The organism is Pseudomonas sp. LA5, assembly GCF_028640825.1.
Lineage (GTDB): Bacteria > Pseudomonadota > Gammaproteobacteria > Pseudomonadales > Pseudomonadaceae > Chryseomonas > Chryseomonas aestiva.
Window position 1 is genome coordinate 85,154 of the sequence record NZ_JAQYZY010000019.1, and the last position, 20,221, is coordinate 105,374.

The window sequence follows — 20,221 nt, forward strand, 5'->3', positions numbered from 1 at the left end:
GAAAGAGGCGGCCTGGGCCGCCTCTTTCCATCCCGAACCTCTGCGCCTCAGGTACGCCCCACCCCTTCCAGGCCCGTCGTGCCCAGCGGCTTCACCGGCTCCCGCCGACTCGGATCACCCAGCCAGAGCATCAGCACGACGCCCAGCGCCAGCACCGAGGCCACCACATAGAAGGGCCCGGAGAAACTCTGGGTGGCATCCTTGACCAGGCCGATGGCGAAGGGTCCGACGAAGCCGCCCAGGTTGCCGATGGAGACGATCAGCGCCAGTCCCCCCGCCGCGGCCCGACCGGTCAGGAAGGTGGAGGGAATGGCCCAGAAGGTCGCCTGGAAGGACAGGATGCTTGCCACCGCCACACTCAGGCAGGTCATGCGCAGCAGCGGATCGGCCGAGAGCGCAGCGCCCACCAGGCCCAGCGCGGCAAGCGCCAGGGCACCGGCCACATAGGGCAGCCGCTGGGCACCCTGGTTGGCCTGGCGCGCCCAGAGCGTCATGGCGACGGCGCCGAGGATATAGGGGATGGTGGCCACCAGGCCGACGGTGGTGTTCTGCATGCCCAGGCTCTTGATGATCTGCGGCATCCAGATGCCGATCCCCACGGAGCCGACGATGCCGCAGAAGTTGATGGCGGCCAGCATGAACACCTTGGAGTTGGTGAAGGCGTGGCGCAGCGTGGAACCATGGGTGGCACCGATCTCGCGCTGCTCGCGGGCCAGGCGTTCGGTCAGCCAGGTGCGCTCGCGGGTCGACAGCCAGCGCGCCTTGGCCGGCGTATCCACCAGCACGAACAGACAGAGAATGCCGAGCAGCACCGCCGGCAGGGCTTCCGCCACCAGCAGGAATTGCCAGTTTCTCAGCCCCATGAAGTCATGCACGTCCAGCAGCATCCCCGACAGCGGCGAGCCAATGATGTTGGCGGTGGGGATGCCCAGCAGAAAGGCCGCGGTGGCCTTGGCGCGCCATTTGCCGGGAAACCAGTAGGTGAAGTAGAGGTAGACCCCCGGGGTGAAGCCGGCCTCGGCCACTCCCAGCAGGAAGCGCAGGATGCTGAAGCTGACCGGCCCGGTGGCGAAGGCCGTGGCCATGGAGATCAGGCCCCAGCTGATCATGATCCGCGCGATCCAGACCCGTGCGCCGAAGCGCTGCAACAGCAGGTTGCTCGGCACCTCGAAGAGGAAGTAGCCGAAGAAGAACAGGCCCGCCGCCCAGCCGAACATCGTCGCGGTGAGCCCCAGGTCCTGGTTCATGCTGATGGCGGCGAAGCCGACATTGGTGCGGTCCAGGTAGCTGACCACATAGCAGGCGAAGATGAACGGCAGGATGCGCCACAGGGCGCGCCGCAGGAGTTGCTCGCCCTCGGCATCGGTCAGGGGCGGCTGCTCGCCCGGATGGGTCTGGCTCATGGGTAACCTCTCTTGTAGTTGTTGTGGGGTAAAGCGCGAGACGCCGCAGCGCCGGTCAGAGATGGGAAAACAGCGGCAGGCCGCGTACCGGAGTCTCCGCGCGCAGGATGCTGCCGGTCTCGGATTCGGTGATGAACAGGCTGCGCCCTTCGGGGCCGCCGAAGGCCAGGTTGGTGTTGCTGATGCCGGCGCAGGATTTGAGTCGGGCCAGCGGCTCGGCCACCGGTGAGAGCTGCCAGACCGAGCCGAAACCGGTGTGGGCGATGTAGAGATTGCTCTCCTCGTCCAGCGCCAGGCCATCGGGGCCGCCCAGGCCGCCATGCAACTGGGCGAAGACGCCGACCTTGCCGATCAGCGGGCCGTTGCCCAGAGGAATGCGCCAGACCTGCTGGGCGCGGGTCACCGCCACCAGCAGGTGGTTGAGCCGGGGATCGAAGACGATGCCGTTGGGGCTGGGCACCGTCGCCAGCAGGCAGCTGAGCTGGCCATCGGAGCCCAGACGATAGACCCGGCCGCTGGCGTCCTGCAGACCGGTCTGCCCCTGGTCGGTGAAATAGAGATCACCGGCCGGCGAGAACACCAGGTCGTTGACGCCCTTGAAGCCTTCGGAGCCGGCGCTGTCCAGCACCGTCTCCACCTCGCCGCGCAGCGGATCGAGCTGCAGGATGCCGCGCCTGTAGTCGGCGATGAAGATGCGCCCGTCGCGGTGGATCTTCAGGCCGTTGGGCCAGCCGTCGTATTCGCAGACCAGCTCCCACTCGCCCCTGGGATCGATGCGCAAGATGCGCCCGTTGGGGATGTCGGTGACATAGAGATTGCCCTGGCGATCGAAGGAGGGCCCTTCCAGAAAGGAATCGATGGCGCGGCCCTGGCGATTGGCATCGGCCCAGGCGGTCCGCCGCGGCTGGCGATAGCGCTCGGGCAGGCGGGTGAAGACAGCAGTTTCCAGCGTCGGAGGCGCAGTGAAGAAGCTCATGCACAGAGACCTTTGGCGGCGGCGTAGGCCGGCTAGCGGAGGGGGGTTACCCTTGTATTTATGAAACGCTATTTCAAAATAAAGGATGAATAGCCAAATGCAAGCCCTGATAGCCTGGATTCCTTACGGAAATTACAGACTCATACTCTGGAATCAGAACGAAACTCTGGAAAGGCCCCGATTGACGGGCCAGCACGCGGCCAGCTACCTGGAAAGCCAGGTCCGGTCAGCGGCTATTGGGAAGCAAGACAGGGATGCAGCCAGCGACTGGCGCCTGGTTCCGCGACAGACGAACAGGAAAATGCCCGGCGCCCTCCGGGGCGCCAGGCGCCTCTGCAGTCGGGAGTGCAAGGATGGCAACGGGGTGCCGAAGCGGGCCACCAGGACCGGGATGGCCGGCATTGCACCGGGCACCCTGGTCCTGGCGCTACATCTCACGCCCTGATCAACAACGGCGCCGTTCCGCGATAGCAGGCCTCCAGCCGTTCCGCGCGATGGGTCAGGACGCTGCGCTGGTTGAGCGAGCCCTTGTCGGTGATCTCGCCGCGGTCGGCGGATGGCGGTTCTTCCTGCAGGGCGATCCATTCCAGGCGGCTGGCGTTGCCCGAAGACTCGCGATTGAGGCGCTTGAGCCAGGCGGCGAACCAGTCCTGCACCGGGGCGCTGGCCAGTACCGTGGCGGCATCGACGCCGTCGTCCAGCCCGGCCAGTTGCCGGCAATCCGCCAGGCGCGGAAAGACCAGCAGTCCCAGACACTCGCGATCCGGCGCCGCCACCACCACGTCCTGCACCAGCGGCGTGCCCTCCAGCACCGCGCGATTGCGCAGGGGACCGACGCTGACGAAGACCCCGGACGACAGCTTGAAGTCCTCGGCGATGCGGCCATCGAACATCAGGCCCAGTTGCGGATTGGCCGGATCGACCAGCTTGAGCGCATCGCCCGAGCAGTAGAAACCCTCCTCGTCGAAGCAGGCGGCGGTCTGGGCGGTGTCGCGCCAGTAGCCGGGCATGATGTGCGGACCCCGGAAGCGCCCTTCCAGCTTGCCGTCCACCGGCACCAGCTTGAGTTCGCAGCCCGGCGCCGGCACCCCGACATAGCCGGCCACCGACAGCGGTCCGGTGGTGAAGGTGCAACTGGGCGAGGCCTCGGTCATGCCCAGGCCGGCCATCATGCGGATGCGTTCGCCGCAGTGGGCCTCGGCGATGCGATCCAGGCGATCCCAGACGCTTTGCGACAGCCCCGCCGCGGCAAAGAAGAACAGCCGCATGCGGGCGAAGAAGCGTTCGCGCAACTCGGCGTCGCGCTCCAGGGCATTGGCCAGCTCTTCCCAGCCGCGCGGCACCGTCAGGTAGGCGGTGGGCGATACCTCGCGCAGGTTGCGCAGGGTCTCGCCGAAGCCCTGGGGCGTCGGCTTGCCTTCGTCCAGATAGAAGGTGCCGCCGTTGTAGAGCACGATGCCCAGGTTGTGGCTGCCGCCAAAGGTGTGGTTCCAGGGCAGCCAGTCCACCAGCACCGGCGGCTCTTCGCCAAACACCGGAAAGGTCTGCAGCAGCATCTGCTGGTTGGCGCAGAGCATGCGCTGGGTAGTGGTCACCGCCTTGGGCAGCTTGGTGGAACCGGAAGTGAAGAGAAACTTGGCGATGCTGTCCGGCCCGGTGGCGGCGAAGGCACGCTCGGCGGCGGCCAGTTCACCACGGGCGAGCAGCGCCGCGAAGGTCAGGGTATTGCGGCCCTGGACCTGACCGCGGGTCGCGATCACCGGTACGTCGGCGGGCAGCACGGCGTCCAGCGCCTTCTGGAACGCCGGGCCATCGCTGACGAACACCAGTCCCGGCTGCAGCAGGTCGCAGACATGGCGCAGCTTGGCGTGGTCCTGGGACAGCAGTGCGTAGCCGGGTGACACCGGGCAGAAGGGAATGCCGGCATAGAGGGCGGCCATGGCCAGCTGCAGGTGCTCCGGATCGTTGCCGGAGAGAATCGCCAGCGGCCGCTCGGCGGAAAGACCGAATTCCAGCAGCGCGGCGGCCAGCTGGCGCACCCGCTCCAGCATCTCGCCATAGGAGAATTCGCGCCAGGCGCCGCCGGCTTCCCGGGCGGCGAAGAAGGTGCGGTCCGGGGCCACCGCGGCCCAGTGCAGCAGCCGGTCCAGCAGCCGCGGCGGCGGCGGGGTCAGGGCTTCCTGGGAGGCCATGTAGAGCAGTCCACCCCGCTCTTCCACGGTGACGCCGGGTTGTCCCAGGGTCACCGGGCGATAGCGCAGCGGCTGATCGGCGGGCGCGCGGGTATGCGTGACGTGACTCACCTTGAATTCTCCTCTGGGCTGGCGCCCGAGGGCGCCTCTTATTGTTGTTGCAACAGGAGCGAGGTTCTGTACGAAAAGTCGCCGAGCGAAGGTCAGGCGAGGCGAAAAAGGCTGAGGAAGCGGAGTTTACGAGCGGTAAATGAGCATTCCGAAGCCTTTTTCAACGAAGCATCACCGAGCGCAGGCATTTGTCGTACAGAACCTAGGGACGGCGGACGCTGATCAGATCGGGTAGTGGCGCGGCCCCGTCTGCAGCGTCACCCAGCGCAACTGGGTGAAATGGTCGATGGAGGCCCGTGAGCCGAAGCTGCCGTAACCGCTGGACTTCACGCCGCCAAAGGGCATCTGCGCCTCGTCGTGCACCGTGGGTCCATTGATGTGGCAGATGCCGCTCTCCACCCGCTGCGCCAGCGCCAGGGCACGGGCGGTGTCGCGACTGAAGATGGCCGACGAGAGGCCGAATTCGGAATCGTTGGCCAGGCGCAGCAGGGCCTCGTCACCCTCGGCACGGATCACCACGGCCACCGGGCCGAATGACTCCTCGGCATAGAGCTGCATCTCGGCGGTGACGCCATCCAGCAGGGTCGGTTGCAGGATGCTGCCCTCCAGCTCGCCACCGCAGACCAACCGGGCGCCCTTGCCCACGGCGTCGTCGATCAGCGCCTTGATGCGGGTGCCGGCACCGGCGTCGATCAGGGAACCCAGCACCGAATCGGCCGCGCCGGGATCGCCGGCCTTGAGGGTGCGTACCTTGGCCGCCAGGCGCTCGACGAAGGCGTCGGCGATGCGACTGTCCACCAGCAGGCGCTCGGTGGACATGCAGATCTGCCCCTGATTGAAATAGGCGCCAAAGGCCGCCGCGGCGACCGCGGCATCCAGGTCGGCATCCTCCAGCACCAGCAGCGGTGCCTTGCCGCCCAGTTCCAGCACGGCCGGCTTGAGATGGCGCGCCGCCAGCTCGCCAACGATGCGACCCACCCGGGTGGAGCCGGTGAAGTTGACGCGCCGCACCGCCGGGTTGGCGATCAGCCGCTCGACGATGGCCGGGGCATCCTCCGGAGCATTGGTGACGACATTGACCACACCGTCGCCCAGGCCGGCATCCTGCAGCACCTGGCCGATCAGCCGGTGCACGCCCGGACTCTGTTCGGAGGCCTTGAGCACCACGGTGTTGCCGCAGGCCAGCGGCATGGCCAGGGCGCGGGTACCGAGGATCACCGGCGCGTTCCAGGGCGCGATGCCCAGCACCACGCCACAGGGCTGGCGTAGCGCCATGGCAAAGCTGCCGGGCACGTCGGACGGTATGACCTCGCCCTGGATCTGGGTGGTCATGGCCGCCGCCTCGCGCAGCATGTTGGCCGCCAGGTGGACATTGAAGCCGTACCAGTTGGCCATGGCCCCGGTCTCTCCGGCGAGGGCGACGAATTCACTACTGCGCGCGACCAGACCATCGGCGGCGGCCAGCAGACGGCGACGACGCTCGCCCGGTGGTAGCGCAGCCCAGGCGGGAAAGGCGGCCTGGGCCGCGGCCACCGCGGCGTCGGCATCGTCCAGGGTGGCGGCGGCCACCGTGGAGACCACCGCGCCGGTCACCGGATGGCAACGCTGATAGCTGCGACCGTCGCCGGCCGGGCGGCTGGCGCCGCCGATGAGCAGGGATACCTCGACCATGACGCTACCTCTTGTTGTTGTACGGGTGGGCGGTGGCGGTTCAGCGCTTGTAGGTCTGCAGCCCGGGCTTGATGCTCTTGTCGTCGAGGAACTGCTTCATGCCCTGTTCGCGACCGCCTTCCGGATCCTGCAGCCGCGACTGGTCGAGCTTGGCATAGAGGTAGTCCTCGTTCTGCTCCCAGGTGAGTTCGCGGCAGCGCTTGAAACCGACCTTGGCGGCCCGCAGCACCACCGGATTCTTGTCCAGCAGCTCGCGGGCCAGGGCGGTGGTCACCTCGCGCAACTGGTCGCGCGGCACGCTCTGGTTGACCAGGCCCATGGCCGCCGCTTCGGGACCGCTGAAGGTCTTGCCGGTCATCACATAGTAGAGGGCGGTACGGTGGCCCACGGTATCGGCCAGAGCCTTGCTCACCAGGTTGCCCGGGGGAATGCCCCAGTTGATCTCGGACAGGCCGAAGGTGGCCTCGTCGGCGGTGATGGCCAGGTCGCAGGCCACCAGCGGGCTGAAGCCGCCGCCAAAGCACCAGCCGTTGACCATGGCGATGGTCGGCTTGGCGTACATGCGCAACAGCTTCCACTGCCACTGGGAGGCTTCGCGGCGAATCTTTTCCTGCAGGATCTCGGGGCCGGCGTCGGTCTCGCGGAAGTATTCCTTGAGATCCATGCCCGCGGTCCAGGCATCGCCGGCACCGGTCAGCACCAGCACGCCGGCACTGGCGTCCTGCTCCAGGGTCTCCAGCACCTCGACCATCTCGCGGTTGAGGGTGGGACTCATGGCATTGCGTTTTTCCGGACGATTGAGCGTCACCCAGGCGATACCGTCCTCGATGTCCACTTTGACCGTCTGCCAGCGTCCGTCATAACTGCCCATGGCGTGTGCCTCTTGTTGTTGGGTGGGTATGGAGCTGAAGCTACGCCAAGGAATTAGTTAAGTCAATTAACTATTTTGCTGAGCATGCATGATGCCGGTGAACGATAGGGGGGTGTGGGCAAACAGGATCCAATTGAGCAGAAATGAGCGCAACACTCGTAACGCCATTCGTCCTGAGAACGGTCTCGTACGGCGAATGCCGTTGACAGGAATCGTTAACCGTCATAACCATTGGATCCAATAGACAACAACAAGAGGCCCCGCTCATGTACCCGAAGAACGCCTGGTACGTCGCCTGTACCCCCGACGAAGTCCAAGACAAGCCCCTGGGTCGCCAGATCTGTGGCGAACCCTTGGTCTTCTACCGTGACGCCAATGGCCAGGTGGTGGCCCTGGAAGACTTCTGCCCGCACCGCGGTGCGCCGCTGTCCCTGGGCTTCGTCCGCGACGGCACCCTGGTCTGCGGCTATCACGGCCTGGAGATGGGCTGCGGTGGCAAGACCCTGGGCATGCCGGGGCAGCGGGTCGGCGTCTTTCCCGCGGTGCGCCCCTATGCCGCCGTCGAGCGGCACGGCTTCATCTGGGTCTGGCCGGGCGACCAGGCCAAGGCCGATGCGGCGCTGATTCCCCACCTGGAGTGGGCCGAGAGTCCCGACTGGGCCTATGGCGGCGGCCTCTATCACATCCAGTGCGACTACCGGCTGATGATCGACAACCTCATGGATCTCACCCACGAGACCTATGTCCACGCCTCCAGCATCGGCCAGAAGGAGATCGACGAGGCGCCGCCGGCCACCCGCGTCGACGGTGACGAGGTCATCACCAGCCGGCACATGGAAAACATCTCCGCCCCGCCCTTCTGGCGCATGGCCCTGCGCGGCAATGGCCTGGCCGACGACGTCCCGGTGGATCGCTGGCAGATTTGCCGCTTCACCCCGCCCAGCCACGTGATGATCGAGGTGGGCGTGGCCCATGCCGGCCATGGCGGCTACGAGGCCCCGGCGGCGGTCAAGGCCGCCAGCGTGGTGGTGGACTTCATCACCCCCGAGACCGAGACCTCCATCTGGTACTTCTGGGGCATGGCGCGCAACTTCAAGCCGGACGATGCCGAGCTCACCGCCAGCATCCGCGAAGGCCAGGGCAAGATCTTCGGCGAAGACTTGGAGATGCTCGAACGCCAGCAGCAGAACCTGCTGCGCTATCCGGAGCGCGGCCTGCTCAAGCTCAACATCGATGCCGGCGGCGTGCAGTCGCGGCAGATCATCGACCGCCTGCTGGCCGCCGAACAGGCCGCCACCGGCATCCCGGTCCGGCAGATCGCCTAGGAGACCTCTCATGCTCGATCTGATCGTCACCGCCGTACAGCGCGAGGCCCCCACCATCCTGGCCTTCGACCTGGCCCGCGCCGACGGCGGCCCCCTGCCCGGCTTCGCCGCCGGCGCCCATCTGGAAATCACCCTGGGCGACGGCCTGGTGCGCCACTATTCGCTCTGTACCGCGCCGGAACCGGTACCGACCCGCTATCGCATCGCCGTGCTGCTCGTCCCCGACTCCCACGGCGGCTCCCAGGCCATGCATAAACTGGAGGTGGGCGATCGCCTGCTGGCCAGCGAGCCGCGCAACCTGTTCGCCTTGGTCCCCAGCGCGCGCCGCACCCAGCTGCTGGCCGGAGGTATCGGTATCACTCCGCTCCTGGCCATGGCCGAACAGCTCTATCAGCAGGGGGCGCACTTCACCCTGAGATACCTGGTACGCGACCGCGAACACGCCGCCTTCATCCCCTGGCTCAAGGCGCGGCCCTATGCCGAGCAGGTCAGGGTGCACTTCGACCAGCACGATCCGGCGCTGCGGCCCAACTTCCAGCACCTGCTCGGTCCGGCGGCACCGGACGATCACCTCTATGTCTGCGGCCCGGCCGGCTTCATGGCCGCGGTGGTAGACGCCGCCCAGGCCCAGGGCTGGCAACCCGGGCAGATCCACCGCGAATACTTCGCCGCCGACCCCGCCACCCACGGCGAGCAAAGGCCCTTCGAGGTGGAGCTGGCGCGCAGCGGACGCCGAGTCGAGGTACCGGCCGAGCGCAGCGTGGTCGAGGTGCTGGCCGACCTCGGAATCGTCCTGCCGGTCTCCTGTGGCCAGGGCCTCTGCGGCACCTGCCTGACCCCAGTGCTGGCCGGCGAACCCGAGCACCGCGACCTCTTTCTCTCCGCGGCCGAGCACGCCGCCAACGACCGCTTCACCCCCTGCTGCTCGCGCGCCAAGGGCGAGCGGTTGGTGCTGGATCTCTGACAAACCGAGCCCGCCCTACCTCCCCCTCTCCCCTTGGGAGAGGGCCGGGTGAGGGTCCGCTCTACACCAGCACCTTCATCCCCACCGCCTCGCCCTCTTCCCCACCAAACCACCGCGCATACCCCAGGGTCGCCTGGGCGTGCTCGCGCATGATGCCCTCGGCGCGGGCACCCTGGCCGCGCACCAGGGCGTCGAACACCGCGTGGTGCTGCAGGTGGGCGAAATTGAAGCGACGGTACTCGCGGTCGAGATCCTCGGCATCCACCGCCAGGGCGCTCACCGAGGCGAAGGGCAGGTGCTCGTGACGCCCCAGGGCCACGGCGATGGCCGGATTACCGCTGGCCGCGACGATGGCCTGGTGAAAGGCCCGATTGAGATCGTGATAGTCCTCCAGGTCCTCCAGCCGCACATGCCCTTTGGCGAACAGTCGATCGCCACGGCGCAGGCAGTCTTCCAGCGTGGCGCGGGTGGCAGCGTCCAGGCCACGTTCGGCGGCCTGGCGCGCGGCCAGGCCTTCCAGCACCCCGCGCACCTCCACCGCGCCCTCCAGATCGGCGCCCGTCAGCGCGCGCACCTGATAGCCGCGGGCACCGCTGCGCTCCAGCAGACCTTCCTCGGCCAGGGTGCGCAGGGCCAGGCGCACCGGCATGCGCGACACGGCGAAGCGCTCGGCGGTGGGAAGCTCCGCCAGGCGTTCGCCCGCGCCCAGTTCGCCGGACAGGATCATCTGCCGCAGCGCGGCCAGCACCCGCTGTCCCGGCTTGCTCATGGCTGCCCCTCTCCTTCGTTGATCTCGGCCAGCAGCCACTGGCGAAAGGCCTGTAGCGACGGCAGCCCTTCGTTGCGCGGCGGATAGACCAGGTAATAGCTGCGCCGACTGACCAATGCCGGACCGCAGGCCCGCAGCTCGCCCTGGGCCAGCTCGTCCTCCACCAGTACCCGCGGTACCAGCCCGATGCCGATGCCGGCGCGTACCGCCTGGATCAGGTGCGAGGTCAGCTCGAAACTCGGTCCCGGGCGCATGGCCCGATGGGGCAGCTCATAGTGGCGGAACCATTCACCCCAGGCCTGGGGATTATTGGCCACGCCCAGCAGCAGCTGGCCAGCCAGGGTCGCCGGCGTCGCATCCGGCAACTCGGCCAGCGTCGTCGGGCTGGCAATCACCACAAGCTGCTCGGCCTGCAGCGGATGAGCACAAAGCCCAGGCCAGTTACCGCTGCCGACGCTGATAGCCGCATCGATCTCGCTGGCGGCGAAGTCCACCGCCTGGATGCGCGAATGCAGGTGCACCAGCATGCCGGGATGGGCAGCGTAGAAGTCACCTAGGCGTGGCAACAGCCACTTGGAACCAAAGGTCGGCAGCACCGCCAGGCGCAGCGTGCCCTGCCCGGAGGCGAAGGCCATGGCCTGCAGGGTGGCGCTGCGGATCTGCCCCAGGGCCAGGCCCAGCTCACGGCTATAGGCGCGCCCCACATCGGTGAGCACGATCTGCCGGCCCTCGCGACGAAACAGCGTCAGCCCCAGCAACTGTTCCAGCGCCTGCACCTGGCGCCCTACGGCGCTCTGGGTCAGCGACAGCTCCTCGGCCGCCCGGGTGTAGCTCTCATGCCGCGCCGCCGCCTCGAAGGCCAGCAGCAGCGACATGGAGGGCGTCAGGCGGCGGTGATTCATTCAGGATCTTCCGGCATAGGCGGCGGAATCTTCGGTTGTGGCGCCGCCGCGCTGTGGTGAGAATGCCTACTATAGCCAGAAAAGGTCGACGCCATTCCTTCGCTCGCTGAAGGAGACGGCCGTCCGCCGCCAGAGAGCCCGCCTGATGAACATGATCGCCCGCCTGCCGGCCTCGGCGCCCCTCGCCGCCGCCTACACCGACTTCCTGACCACCCTCGCCGCCAGCGGCTTCCAGGGCGAGATCGCGCTGGACCATGCCAGCCGCACGGTCATGGCCACCGACAACTCCATCTACCAGCGCCTGCCCCAGGCAGCGGTCTTTCCCAAGGACAGCGCCGACGTCCAGTGCCTGGCCCGACTGATGGGCGAGGCGCGCTTCCAGGGCGTGGTCCTGACCCCGCGCGGCGGCGGCACCGGCACCAACGGCCAGTCCCTCACCGACGGCATCGTGGTCGACCTCTCCCGCCACCTGAACAGGATCCTGGAGATCAACGCCGCGGAGGGCTGGGTGCGGGTCCAGGCCGGCGTGGTCAAGGACCAGCTCAATGCCGCGCTCCGCCCCCACGGCCTGTTCTTCGCCCCGGAGCTGTCCACCTCCAACCGCGCCACCATCGGCGGCATGATCAACACCGACGCCAGCGGCCAGGGCAGCGTGACCTACGGCAAGACCCGCAACCACGTGCTGGAACTGGACGCCTACCTGATCGGCGGTGAACGCCTGGAAAGTCGCCCGGTGGACAGCGCCGAACTGGACGCCCTCTGCGCCCGCGACGATCGCACCGGGGCCGTCTACCGCTGCGCGCGGGACATCGCCGAGCAGCAGGCCGAACTGATCGAGGCACGCTTTCCCAAGCTCAATCGCTGCCTGACCGGTTATGACCTGGCGCACCTGATCGAGGCGGACGGCCGCTTCAACCTCAACAGCGTGCTCTGCGGCGCCGAAGGCTCCCTGGCCTTCATCGCCGAGGCCAAGCTCAACGTCCTGCCGATTCCCAAGTATTCGGTGCTGGTCAACGTCCGCTACGCCAGCTTCATGGACGCCCTGCACGACGCCCGCGCCCTGATCGAACTCAAGCCGTTGTCCATCGAGACGGTGGATTCCAAGGTGCTCCTGCTGGCCATGCAGGACATCGTCTGGCACAGCGTGGCGGAGTATTTCCCCGAAGATGTGGAGCGCCCCACCCTGGGCATCAACCTGGTGGAATTCAGCGGCGACGATCCCGAGGAAGTGGATGCCCGCGTCCAGGGCTTCCTCGACCACCTGCGCCAGGACACTACCGTCGAGCGCCTCGGCCACACCCTGGCCATCGGCCGCAACGCCGTGACCCGCGTCTACACCATGCGCAAGCGCGCCGTGGGCCTGCTGGGCAACGTCCAGGGCGAGATCCGTCCGCAGCCCTTCGTCGAAGACACCGCGGTCCCGCCCGAGCGCCTGGCCGACTTCATCGCCGAATTCCGCGCCCTGCTCGATGGCCACAACCTGCAATACGGCATGTTCGGCCATGTCGACGCCGGGGTGCTGCACGTGCGTCCGGCGCTGGATCTCAAGGACCCACGCCAGGCGGCGCTGGTGCGGCCGATCTCCGACCAGGTGGCCGCGCTGACACAGAAATACGGTGGCCTGCTCTGGGGCGAACACGGCAAGGGCGTGCGCTCGGAATATGCGCCGGCCTTCTTCGGCGACCTCTACCCATCGTTACAGGCGCTCAAGGGTGCCTTCGATCCGCACAACCAGCTCAATCCGGGCAAGATCGCCACCCCGCTCGCCAGCGGCGCCGAGTTGCTCAAGGTCGATGGCGTGACCCTCAGGGGCGAGTTGGACCGCACCCTCGACGAGCGCGTCTGGCAGAGCTACGGCACCGCCATGCACTGCAACGGCAATGGCGCCTGCTACAACTACGATCCCGACGACGCCATGTGCCCGTCCTGGAAGGCCACCCGCCAGCGCATCCACTCACCCAAGGGGCGCGCCGCCCTGATCCGTGAATGGCTGCGCCTGCAGGGCCAGGCCGGCATCGATGTCCTGGCCCCCGCGCCGCGTGGTGCCCGGAACTGGCTCAAGGCCCTGCCGCAACGCTGGCGCAATGGCCGCCAGGCCGAGGCGGACTTCTCCCACGAGGTCTATGACGCCATGGCCGGCTGCCTGGCGTGCAAGTCCTGCGCGGGCCAGTGCCCGATCAAGGTCAATGTGCCGGAATTTCGCTCGCGCTTCCTCGAGCTCTATCACCGTCGCTACCTGCGCCCGCTGCGCGATTACCTGATCGGCTCCCTGGAATTCAGCCTGCCGCTGTTCGCCCGCGCCCCCGGTCTCTACAACGCCGTCATGGGCGCCACACCCATTCAGCGGCTGTTCGCCGAGCGCATCGGCATGGTCGACAGCCCCCTGCTCAGCCGTTTCGACCTGGTGCCGGTCATGCATCAATGGCAGGTACAGATCGCCACCCCCGAGCGGCTGCTGGCCCTGAGCGATGAAGAACGCGCCAGGACTATCGTGGTGGTGCAGGACGCCTTCACCCGCTATTTCGAGACCCCGCTCACCGCCGCCTTCCTCGAACTGGCCGCGCGGCTCGGCCAGCGAGTGTTCCTCGCGCCCTATCGCGCCAACGGCAAGCCGTTGCAGGTGCAGGGTTTCCTCGGCGCCTTCGAACGCACGGCGCGGCGCAACGCGGCCCAGCTCGCCAGCCTGGCCGGCTTCGGCGTCACGCTGGTCGGTCTCGATCCGGCCATGACCCTGGTCTATCGCCAGGAATACCCCAAGATCCCCGGTATCGCCCGGATGCCCGAGGTCCTGCTGCCCCAGGAGTGGCTGCTGCAGGTGTTGCCGAAAGAGCAGCACGTAGTCGGTGACAAGGTCTATCGCCTGCTCGGCCACTGCACCGAAAAGACCAACGCCCCGGCCAGCGTCAGTCAGTGGCAGCAGGTGTTCGAACGCCTGGGCCTGGGCCTCAAGCCGGAAAGCACCGGCTGCTGCGGCATGTCCGGAACCTATGGCCACGAGGCGCGCAACCTGGCGACCTCCAGGGTGATCTACGACCAGTCATGGGCCCGCGCCCTGGCGGTACCGGGCGAAGCCCTGGCCACCGGCTACTCCTGCCGCAGCCAGGTCAAGCGCATCGACGACCGCCGCCTGCGCCACCCGCTGGAAGCGGTGTTGGATGCGGTAAGGGGCTGAACTCGCCTCGCGTTCTGCCACGCTATCGCGGCCATGGCGGTCCGCCGATGCGGCCGCTCCTACAGAGGCACCCGTGCCTGTAGGAGCTGCCCATGGCCGCGATCAGAACCCTAATGCAGAAGCAGCCCTATCGGCGGAGCACCGCGGCCATGATTAATTAGTAGCGTTTTCCACAGGCATGCGAACAGGCCGACAGGCAAAACTCTCGCCCCAGGCAAGCTACATAGAGAAGGAAAAACCCTGAGAAAGCTCGACCAGAAAAATCGCGCCCAAACGAAAAAGCGGCCACTAGGGCCGCTTCTCGATGGCTGCTGGCGTTCAGGACCAGACAACCCTTAAATGGCGCAGCGGACGGGACTCGAACCCGCGACCCCCGGCGTGACAGGCCGGTATTCTAACCGACTGAACTACCGCTGCGCATTACCTCGAGTGGTGGGTGATGACGGGATCGAACCGCCGACCCTCTGCTTGTAAGGCAGATGCTCTCCCAGCTGAGCTAATCACCCGTTTGCTCTCGAAGTGGGGCGCATTCTACGGAGGGGTTCCCGACCTGACAACCCCTTTTTGAAAAAAAATTTTCCAGCACTTCCAAAGGCTTAGCGCCGCCCCCCGGCGCAACCGGAGAAAGCGCGCATTCCCGACGACCACCGCGATCCGGGGTTGGCCTCCGGGGCGGGCGACGCGGATAATGCGCGCTTCGTTTTTGGGAGTGACACCATGTGGTTCCGTAATCTGCTCGTCTACCGTCTCACCCAGGAAGTCGCCTTCGAGACCGAAGCCCTCGAAGCCGCGCTCGCCGCCAAGCCGGCTCGCCCCTGCGCCAGCCAGGAATTGTCCACCTACGGCTTCGTCGCGCCCTTCGGCAAGGGCCCGGACCTGCCGCTGGTGCACGAAAGCCAGGGCTTCTTCCTGATCGCCGCGCGCAAGGAAGAACGCATCCTGCCCAGCAGCGTGGTCAAGGAAGCCGTGCAGGAAAAGGTCGACGAGATCGAAAGCCAGCAGATGCGCAAGGTCTACAAGAAGGAGAAGGAGCAGATCAAGGACGAGATCGTCCAGGCCTTCCTGCCGCGCGCCTTCATCCGTCGCCAGACCACCTATGCCGCCATCGATCCCAAGCAGGGCTGGATCCTGGTGGACGCCTCCAGCGCCAAGCGCGCCGAGGACCTGCTCTCCACCCTGCGCGATGCCCTGGGCTCGCTGCCGGTCCGGCCGCTGGGCGTCAAGCAGGCGCCGATGGCCACCTTCACCGACTGGGTCAAGGCCGGTGACGCCACCCATGGCCTCTACATCCTCGACGAGTGCGAATTGCGCGATGCCGGTGAAGACGGCGGCGTGGTGCGCTGCAAGGGTCAGGACCTGACCAGCGAAGAGATCCAGAACCACCTGGGCGCCGGCAAGCTGGTCACCAAGCTGGCCCTGGCCTGGCAGGACAAGCTCGCCCTGCTGCTGGACGACAAGGTCACCATCAAGCGGCTGAAGTTCGAGGACCTGCTGCAGGACCAGGCCGAACAGGATGGCGGCGAAGACGCCCTCGGCCAGCAGGACGCCAGCTTCGTGCTGATGATGATGACCCTGGCGGAATTCCTGCCTCAGCTGATCGAGGCTCTGGGGGGTGAAGAATTGCCCCAGGGGCTCTAAGCTCGTTTCAAGGCCGGCGCAGACCGGCCTTTTTTCTGCCCTTTTGAAAAGGAGTTTGCCATGCGTGCCCTGGCCGCCTTCAGCCGCTTCGTCGGCAATACCTTCGCCTTCTGGGTGCTGCTCGCCGCCCTGCTGGCGTTCTTCGCCCCCGCGGTGTTCAAGCCGCTGAGCGTGGCCATCGTGCCGCTGCTGGGGGTGATCATGTTCGGCATGGGCCTGACCCTCAAGGTCGAGGATTTCGCCGCGGTCGGCCGTCACCCCTGGCGGGTGCTGCTGGGTGTGGTAGCCCACTTCGTCATCATGCCGGGCGTGGCCTGGGCGCTCTGCCAGCTGTTCCACCTGCCGCCGGAAATCGCCGTCGGCGTCATCCTGGTCGGCTGCTGCCCCAGCGGCACGGCGTCCAACGTCATGACCTGGCTGGCCAAGGGCGACCTGGCCCTGTCGGTCGCCATCGCCGCGGTGACCACCCTGCTCGCCCCCTTGCTGACCCCGGCGCTGATCTGGCTGCTGGCCTCCACCTGGCTGCCGATCTCCTTTGGCGGGCTGTTCTGGTCGATCCTGCAGGTGGTGCTGCTGCCCATCGCCCTAGGCCTGGTCGCCCAGCGCCTGCTCGGCCAGCGCGTCGGCGCCCTGGTCGAGGTGCTGCCGCTGGCCTCGGTGGTGAGCATCGTAGTGATCGTCGCCGCGGTGGTGGCCGCCAGCCAGGCGCGCATCGCCGAATCCGGGTTGCTGATCATGGCAGTGGTGATCCTGCACAACGGCTTCGGCTTCCTGCTCGGCTATCTCACCGGCAAGTTCTGCAAGCTGCCGGTGGCCCAGCGCAAGTCCCTGGCGCTGGAAGTGGGCATGCAGAATTCCGGACTCGGCGCCGCCCTGGCCACGGCGCATTTCTCGCCGCTGGCCGCGGTTCCCAGCGCCCTTTTCAGCGTCTGGCACAACATCTCCGGCGCGCTACTGGCGACCCTCTTCCGCCGTTTCAAGGACGATGACGCCCGTCCCTGAGGCCTCGCGCCACACCTGCCGGACCAGCGCCTGGCAGGTGTCCTCGGTGAAGGGCTGCGGCCGGGCGATGCCATAGCCCTGGGCATAGTCGACCCCCAGGGTGGCCAGCGCCGCTACCACCGCTGCATTTTCGGCGAATTCGGCGATGGTCTTCTTGCCGGTGAGATGGCCGAGCTGGTTGATCGCCTCGACCATGGCGCTGTCCACGGCGTCCTCCAGGAGATGGCGGACAAAGCTGCCGTCGATCTTCAGGTAGTCCACCGGCAGGTGCTTGAGATAGGTGAAGGACGACATCCCGGCGCCGAAGTCGTCCAGAGAGAATCTCACCCCCAGACCGCGCAATTCGTCCATGAACAGCCGCGCCGCATCCAGATTGGCCACGGCGCTGGTCTCGGTGATCTCGAAGCAGATCCGCGCCGGCGCGATCTGCCAGCGCTGCAGTTGCTGCCTGACGAAATCCGCGAGACCCGCCTCGCCCAAGGAATGCCCGGACAGATTGATGGCCAGGGTGTCGAGCAGCCCGGCGGGCAGCTCGGCGAAACGGGCCAGCGCCGCGGCGATCACCCAGCGATCCAGGTCGGGCATCAGCCCATAGCGCTCGGCGGCCGGAATGAAGGCGCCCGGCGCGATCAGCCGCTCGCCCTCTTCCAGCCGCATCAGCACCTCCACGTGGCGATCCGCGGCGGTCTCCTGGCCCAGCCCCAGGATCGGCTGGACATACAGCCTGAAGCTGTCCTCGGCCAGCGCCCGGTGCAGCCGCTGCACCCAGGCCATCTCGCCATGGCGCTGGTCCAGCTCCACATCGCCCGGGGCGAACACCTGGATGCGATTGCGGCCCTTGTCCTTGGCCGCGTAGCAGGCCAGGTCCGCCAGGCGCAGCGCCTCCTCGGGCGCCAGGGCCTGTCCCCCCAGGTGCACCACGCCGATGCTCAGACCGACCCTAAAGCCCTGTCCGGCCGCTTCGAATTGCAGGGTACCCACGCAGCAGCGCAGTCGCTCGGCAACCGCCTCGGCCTGGGCCGGCGTACGATTTTCCAGCAGCACGCCGAATTCGTCGCCACCCAGGCGCGCCAGGCAGTCGTCCTCGCCCAGCTGCTGGCCGAGCAATTCGCACAGCTGGCGCAGCAGGCGATCGCCATGGAAATGGCCGGAGGTGTCGTTAACGATCTTGAACTGATCCAGATCGATGAACAGCAGCGAGGCACAGGCCAGGTCCTCGCTTGCCAGCAGGCGCTCCAGACGGGTCTCGAATTCGCGGCGATTGAGCAGCCCGGTAAGGGCATCGTGACTGGCCTGCCAGGCCAGATCATGCAGGAAGGCGCGCTCGCGGGTCTGGTCGTGCATGACCAGCACCACCCCGGTGCCGGATTCGTCCCGCGGCAGCGTGGTCACCGTCAGGGCCACCGGCACCCGGGTGCCGTCGACGCGCACCAGCTGGTGCGCCAGGGGCTCGTCGCCCACCAGCCAGTCCTGGCTGCGCAAGCGCTCGGCCAGCGGTCGGGTCGACGCCGGCTGATCCTCGGTCTGGATGTCGAACAGGTGGGTGACGGGCGTGCCCGCGGCCAGCCCCGGCCGCGCCAGCAGGCGCTCTGCCGCCGGGTTGTGATAGAGCAGCCGCCCCTGGGCATTCAGCGCCAGTACCGCATCGCCGAGGGAAGCCAGGATGACCTGGATATGTTCCTTCTCGGCCTGCAGCGCCTGCTCGGAGCGCCAGCGCTGCTGTACCAGGCTGTGCATGCGCCAGAGCGCCAGGAGCACCAGCAGGGCGCCGACCAGGACGTTGGCGATGAACAAGGCCTCGACCAACTGGCGCGAGGCCGACCCGAGGCGCTCCGAGAAGGCCACCGTTTCCGGCATCATCCGGTCATGCAGATCCAGCAGCTGGCGTTTCAGCGGAATCAGCGCCGGTCCCGGTCCCTGCAGCTTGATCAATTCGAAGCCGGTGCGTGCCAGGGCCTGGAATTCGTCCATGTAGGGATCGGTGATCTGCCAGCGGGCGATCACCCCTTCGAAGGGCTCCACATGGCGAGCCATTTGAAAGAGGGCGATAAGGCCGTCGATATCGTCAGGGTGGTTGCCCGCCAGGCGCAGCAGGCGCGCTGCCTCGGCAGGATTGCCGTCGGTATCCAGCTCCTGCCGCGCCGCCCGGTCGAGATCGTTGACGCTGATGGACGCCAGATAATCCCGATAGGACTCCGAGCGCCCCTCATCCAGATAGGCGCCAAGCGACAGCATGGCGTTGCCGAGGCTCTTGCTCCACAGACTTTCCGCGGAAACGTAGGCACGCACCGTCGACAGCAGTTGCAGGCTGACGATGGCGACCAGTGCCTGGCAGGACAGGATGATGACGAAGGGCCAGACGACCCGCAGCGTACGCAGCGCAGAGGAAGGCGACAGTGAAGACATACAGCGATCCGCAAAAGGAGACAGGCGAATTCTTGCCATTGAGCAGGCATGTCGGCCGTTTCGCGGAAAACTGTTGGCATGAAAAACTGCTGCGCTGGATTACCGGCGCCAAACAAGCGACATAGACGGCCTCTGGCCATGCTGCTGCCAGAGGTTGCCGACGAACGGTAGGTCAGACGCCACCGCTAGTTGAAGGACGCCTCCAGCCGGGCCTTCACCTCGGGCCATTCGCGATCGGTGATGCTGTACATCACGGTGTCGTCGAGCCGGCCATCCGCCAGCCGGCGATGATGACGCAGCAGGCCTTCGCGAACCGCGCCCAACTTCTCGATGGCCGCCTGGGATCTGAGATTGGTCGCGGCCGTCTTGAGCTGCACGCGCACCAGCTGCCACTGCTCGAAGGCATGGCGCAGCATCAGGTACTTGATGTTGCCGTTGAGCCCGCTGCCATGCTGCTCGCTGTCGAGCCAGGTCCAGCCGATCTCGGCGGCGGGCAGTGCTGGCAGGAAGTCGGCGAAGCGGGTAGTGCCTACCAGCCGGTCGGCGATGCGCACGGCGAAGGGCAAGGCGCGCCCCTCGCGCTGCTCGGCCAGCGCCTGGCGATACCAGTCCGGACGCAGAGGACCGCTCAGGTAGTGCAGCGCTTCGCGATTGCGCTCGGCCAGGCTGACCAGCTCCAGCACGTCACCTTCCGCCAGGGGGTCCAGGCGCAGCGCACCACGTTGCAGGGAAATGGGCTGCGCTTGGAACATGGCGGTCTCTCTCGCTTGAATCAGCCCGCAAACCTAACAGGGCCAGCCGTCCGGCTCAACCCACGGC

At 67.0% G+C, this 20,221-nt stretch carries 14 protein-coding genes and 2 tRNA genes; 5 read left to right on the plus strand and 11 right to left on the minus strand.

The window, feature by feature from the left end:
- Positions 1–47: 47 nt before the first annotated feature.
- The 5 genes from PVZ72_RS02560 to PVZ72_RS02580 form a co-directional block, all read right to left on the minus strand.
- Positions 48–1,403, minus strand: a complete 1,356-nt coding sequence (locus tag PVZ72_RS02560) for an MFS transporter (RefSeq protein ID WP_273861144.1) — start codon at positions 1,401–1,403, stop codon at positions 48–50.
- 55 nt (positions 1,404–1,458) lie between these two features.
- A complete protein-coding gene (locus PVZ72_RS02565; RefSeq protein ID WP_273861145.1) occupies positions 1,459–2,379 on the minus strand; it encodes an SMP-30/gluconolactonase/LRE family protein in 921 nt (306 codons plus the stop codon).
- Between the two features lie 434 nt (positions 2,380–2,813).
- On the minus strand, positions 2,814–4,682 hold the full coding sequence (locus PVZ72_RS02570; RefSeq protein WP_273861146.1) for a feruloyl-CoA synthase: 1,869 nt from the start codon (positions 4,680–4,682) through the stop codon (positions 2,814–2,816).
- A gap of 222 nt (positions 4,683–4,904) precedes the next feature.
- Positions 4,905–6,353, minus strand: coding sequence for an aldehyde dehydrogenase (locus tag PVZ72_RS02575; RefSeq protein WP_187978903.1), 1,449 nt, complete (start codon positions 6,351–6,353; stop codon positions 4,905–4,907).
- Positions 6,354–6,393: 40 nt separating this feature from the next.
- Entirely contained in the window at positions 6,394–7,224 is an 831-nt protein-coding gene (locus tag PVZ72_RS02580; RefSeq protein ID WP_058792502.1) for a p-hydroxycinnamoyl CoA hydratase/lyase, read from the minus strand.
- A gap of 266 nt (positions 7,225–7,490) precedes the next feature.
- Here PVZ72_RS02580 and PVZ72_RS02585 point away from each other — a divergent pair, with 266 nt between their 5' ends.
- Positions 7,491–8,549: an aromatic ring-hydroxylating dioxygenase subunit alpha gene (locus PVZ72_RS02585; RefSeq protein ID WP_187978902.1), complete on the plus strand. Its 1,059-nt coding sequence runs from the start codon at positions 7,491–7,493 to the stop codon at positions 8,547–8,549.
- A 10-nt stretch (positions 8,550–8,559) separates the two neighbouring features.
- On the plus strand, positions 8,560–9,513 hold the full coding sequence (locus PVZ72_RS02590; RefSeq protein ID WP_187978901.1) for a PDR/VanB family oxidoreductase: 954 nt from the start codon (positions 8,560–8,562) through the stop codon (positions 9,511–9,513).
- A gap of 61 nt (positions 9,514–9,574) precedes the next feature.
- Here PVZ72_RS02590 and PVZ72_RS02595 read toward each other — a convergent pair whose 3' ends face one another.
- Positions 9,575–10,282, minus strand: a complete 708-nt coding sequence (locus PVZ72_RS02595) for a GntR family transcriptional regulator (RefSeq protein WP_273861147.1) — start codon at positions 10,280–10,282, stop codon at positions 9,575–9,577.
- On the minus strand, positions 10,279–11,184 hold the full coding sequence (locus PVZ72_RS02600) for a LysR substrate-binding domain-containing protein (RefSeq protein ID WP_273861148.1): 906 nt from the start codon (positions 11,182–11,184) through the stop codon (positions 10,279–10,281). Before PVZ72_RS02600 ends, PVZ72_RS02595 begins: the two co-directional genes overlap by 4 nt.
- 151 nt (positions 11,185–11,335) lie before the next feature.
- On the opposite strand from PVZ72_RS02600, the gene ydiJ reads away from it, so the two are divergent.
- On the plus strand, positions 11,336–14,356 hold the full coding sequence (gene ydiJ, locus PVZ72_RS02605; protein WP_273861257.1) for a D-2-hydroxyglutarate dehydrogenase YdiJ: 3,021 nt from the start codon (positions 11,336–11,338) through the stop codon (positions 14,354–14,356).
- A 340-nt stretch (positions 14,357–14,696) separates the two neighbouring features.
- On the opposite strand, the gene PVZ72_RS02610 is transcribed toward ydiJ, so the two are convergent.
- A tRNA-Asp gene (locus tag PVZ72_RS02610) sits at positions 14,697–14,773 on the minus strand.
- A gap of 13 nt (positions 14,774–14,786) precedes the next feature.
- Positions 14,787–14,862: transfer RNA gene (locus tag PVZ72_RS02615), tRNA-Val, on the minus strand.
- 211 nt (positions 14,863–15,073) lie between these two features.
- On the opposite strand from PVZ72_RS02615, the gene rdgC reads away from it, so the two are divergent.
- Positions 15,074–15,994 carry a recombination-associated protein RdgC gene (gene rdgC, locus PVZ72_RS02620; RefSeq protein ID WP_158893974.1) on the plus strand — a complete coding sequence of 307 codons (921 nt, stop codon included), beginning with the start codon at positions 15,074–15,076 and terminating at the stop codon, positions 15,992–15,994.
- 60 nt (positions 15,995–16,054) lie between these two features.
- Positions 16,055–16,996, plus strand: a complete 942-nt coding sequence (locus tag PVZ72_RS02625; protein ID WP_027602755.1) for a bile acid:sodium symporter family protein — start codon at positions 16,055–16,057, stop codon at positions 16,994–16,996.
- On the opposite strand, the gene PVZ72_RS02630 is transcribed toward PVZ72_RS02625, so the two are convergent.
- Entirely contained in the window at positions 16,946–19,402 is a 2,457-nt protein-coding gene (locus PVZ72_RS02630; RefSeq protein ID WP_273861149.1) for a putative bifunctional diguanylate cyclase/phosphodiesterase, read from the minus strand. The two genes, PVZ72_RS02625 and PVZ72_RS02630, sit on opposite strands and share 51 nt — an antisense overlap.
- 185 nt (positions 19,403–19,587) lie before the next feature.
- The gene (locus PVZ72_RS02635) at positions 19,588–20,154 is read right to left on the minus strand and encodes a GNAT family N-acetyltransferase (protein WP_133859529.1); all 567 of its coding nucleotides are present in this window, start codon (positions 20,152–20,154) and stop codon (positions 19,588–19,590) included.
- Between the last annotated feature and the right edge of the window lie 67 nt (positions 20,155–20,221).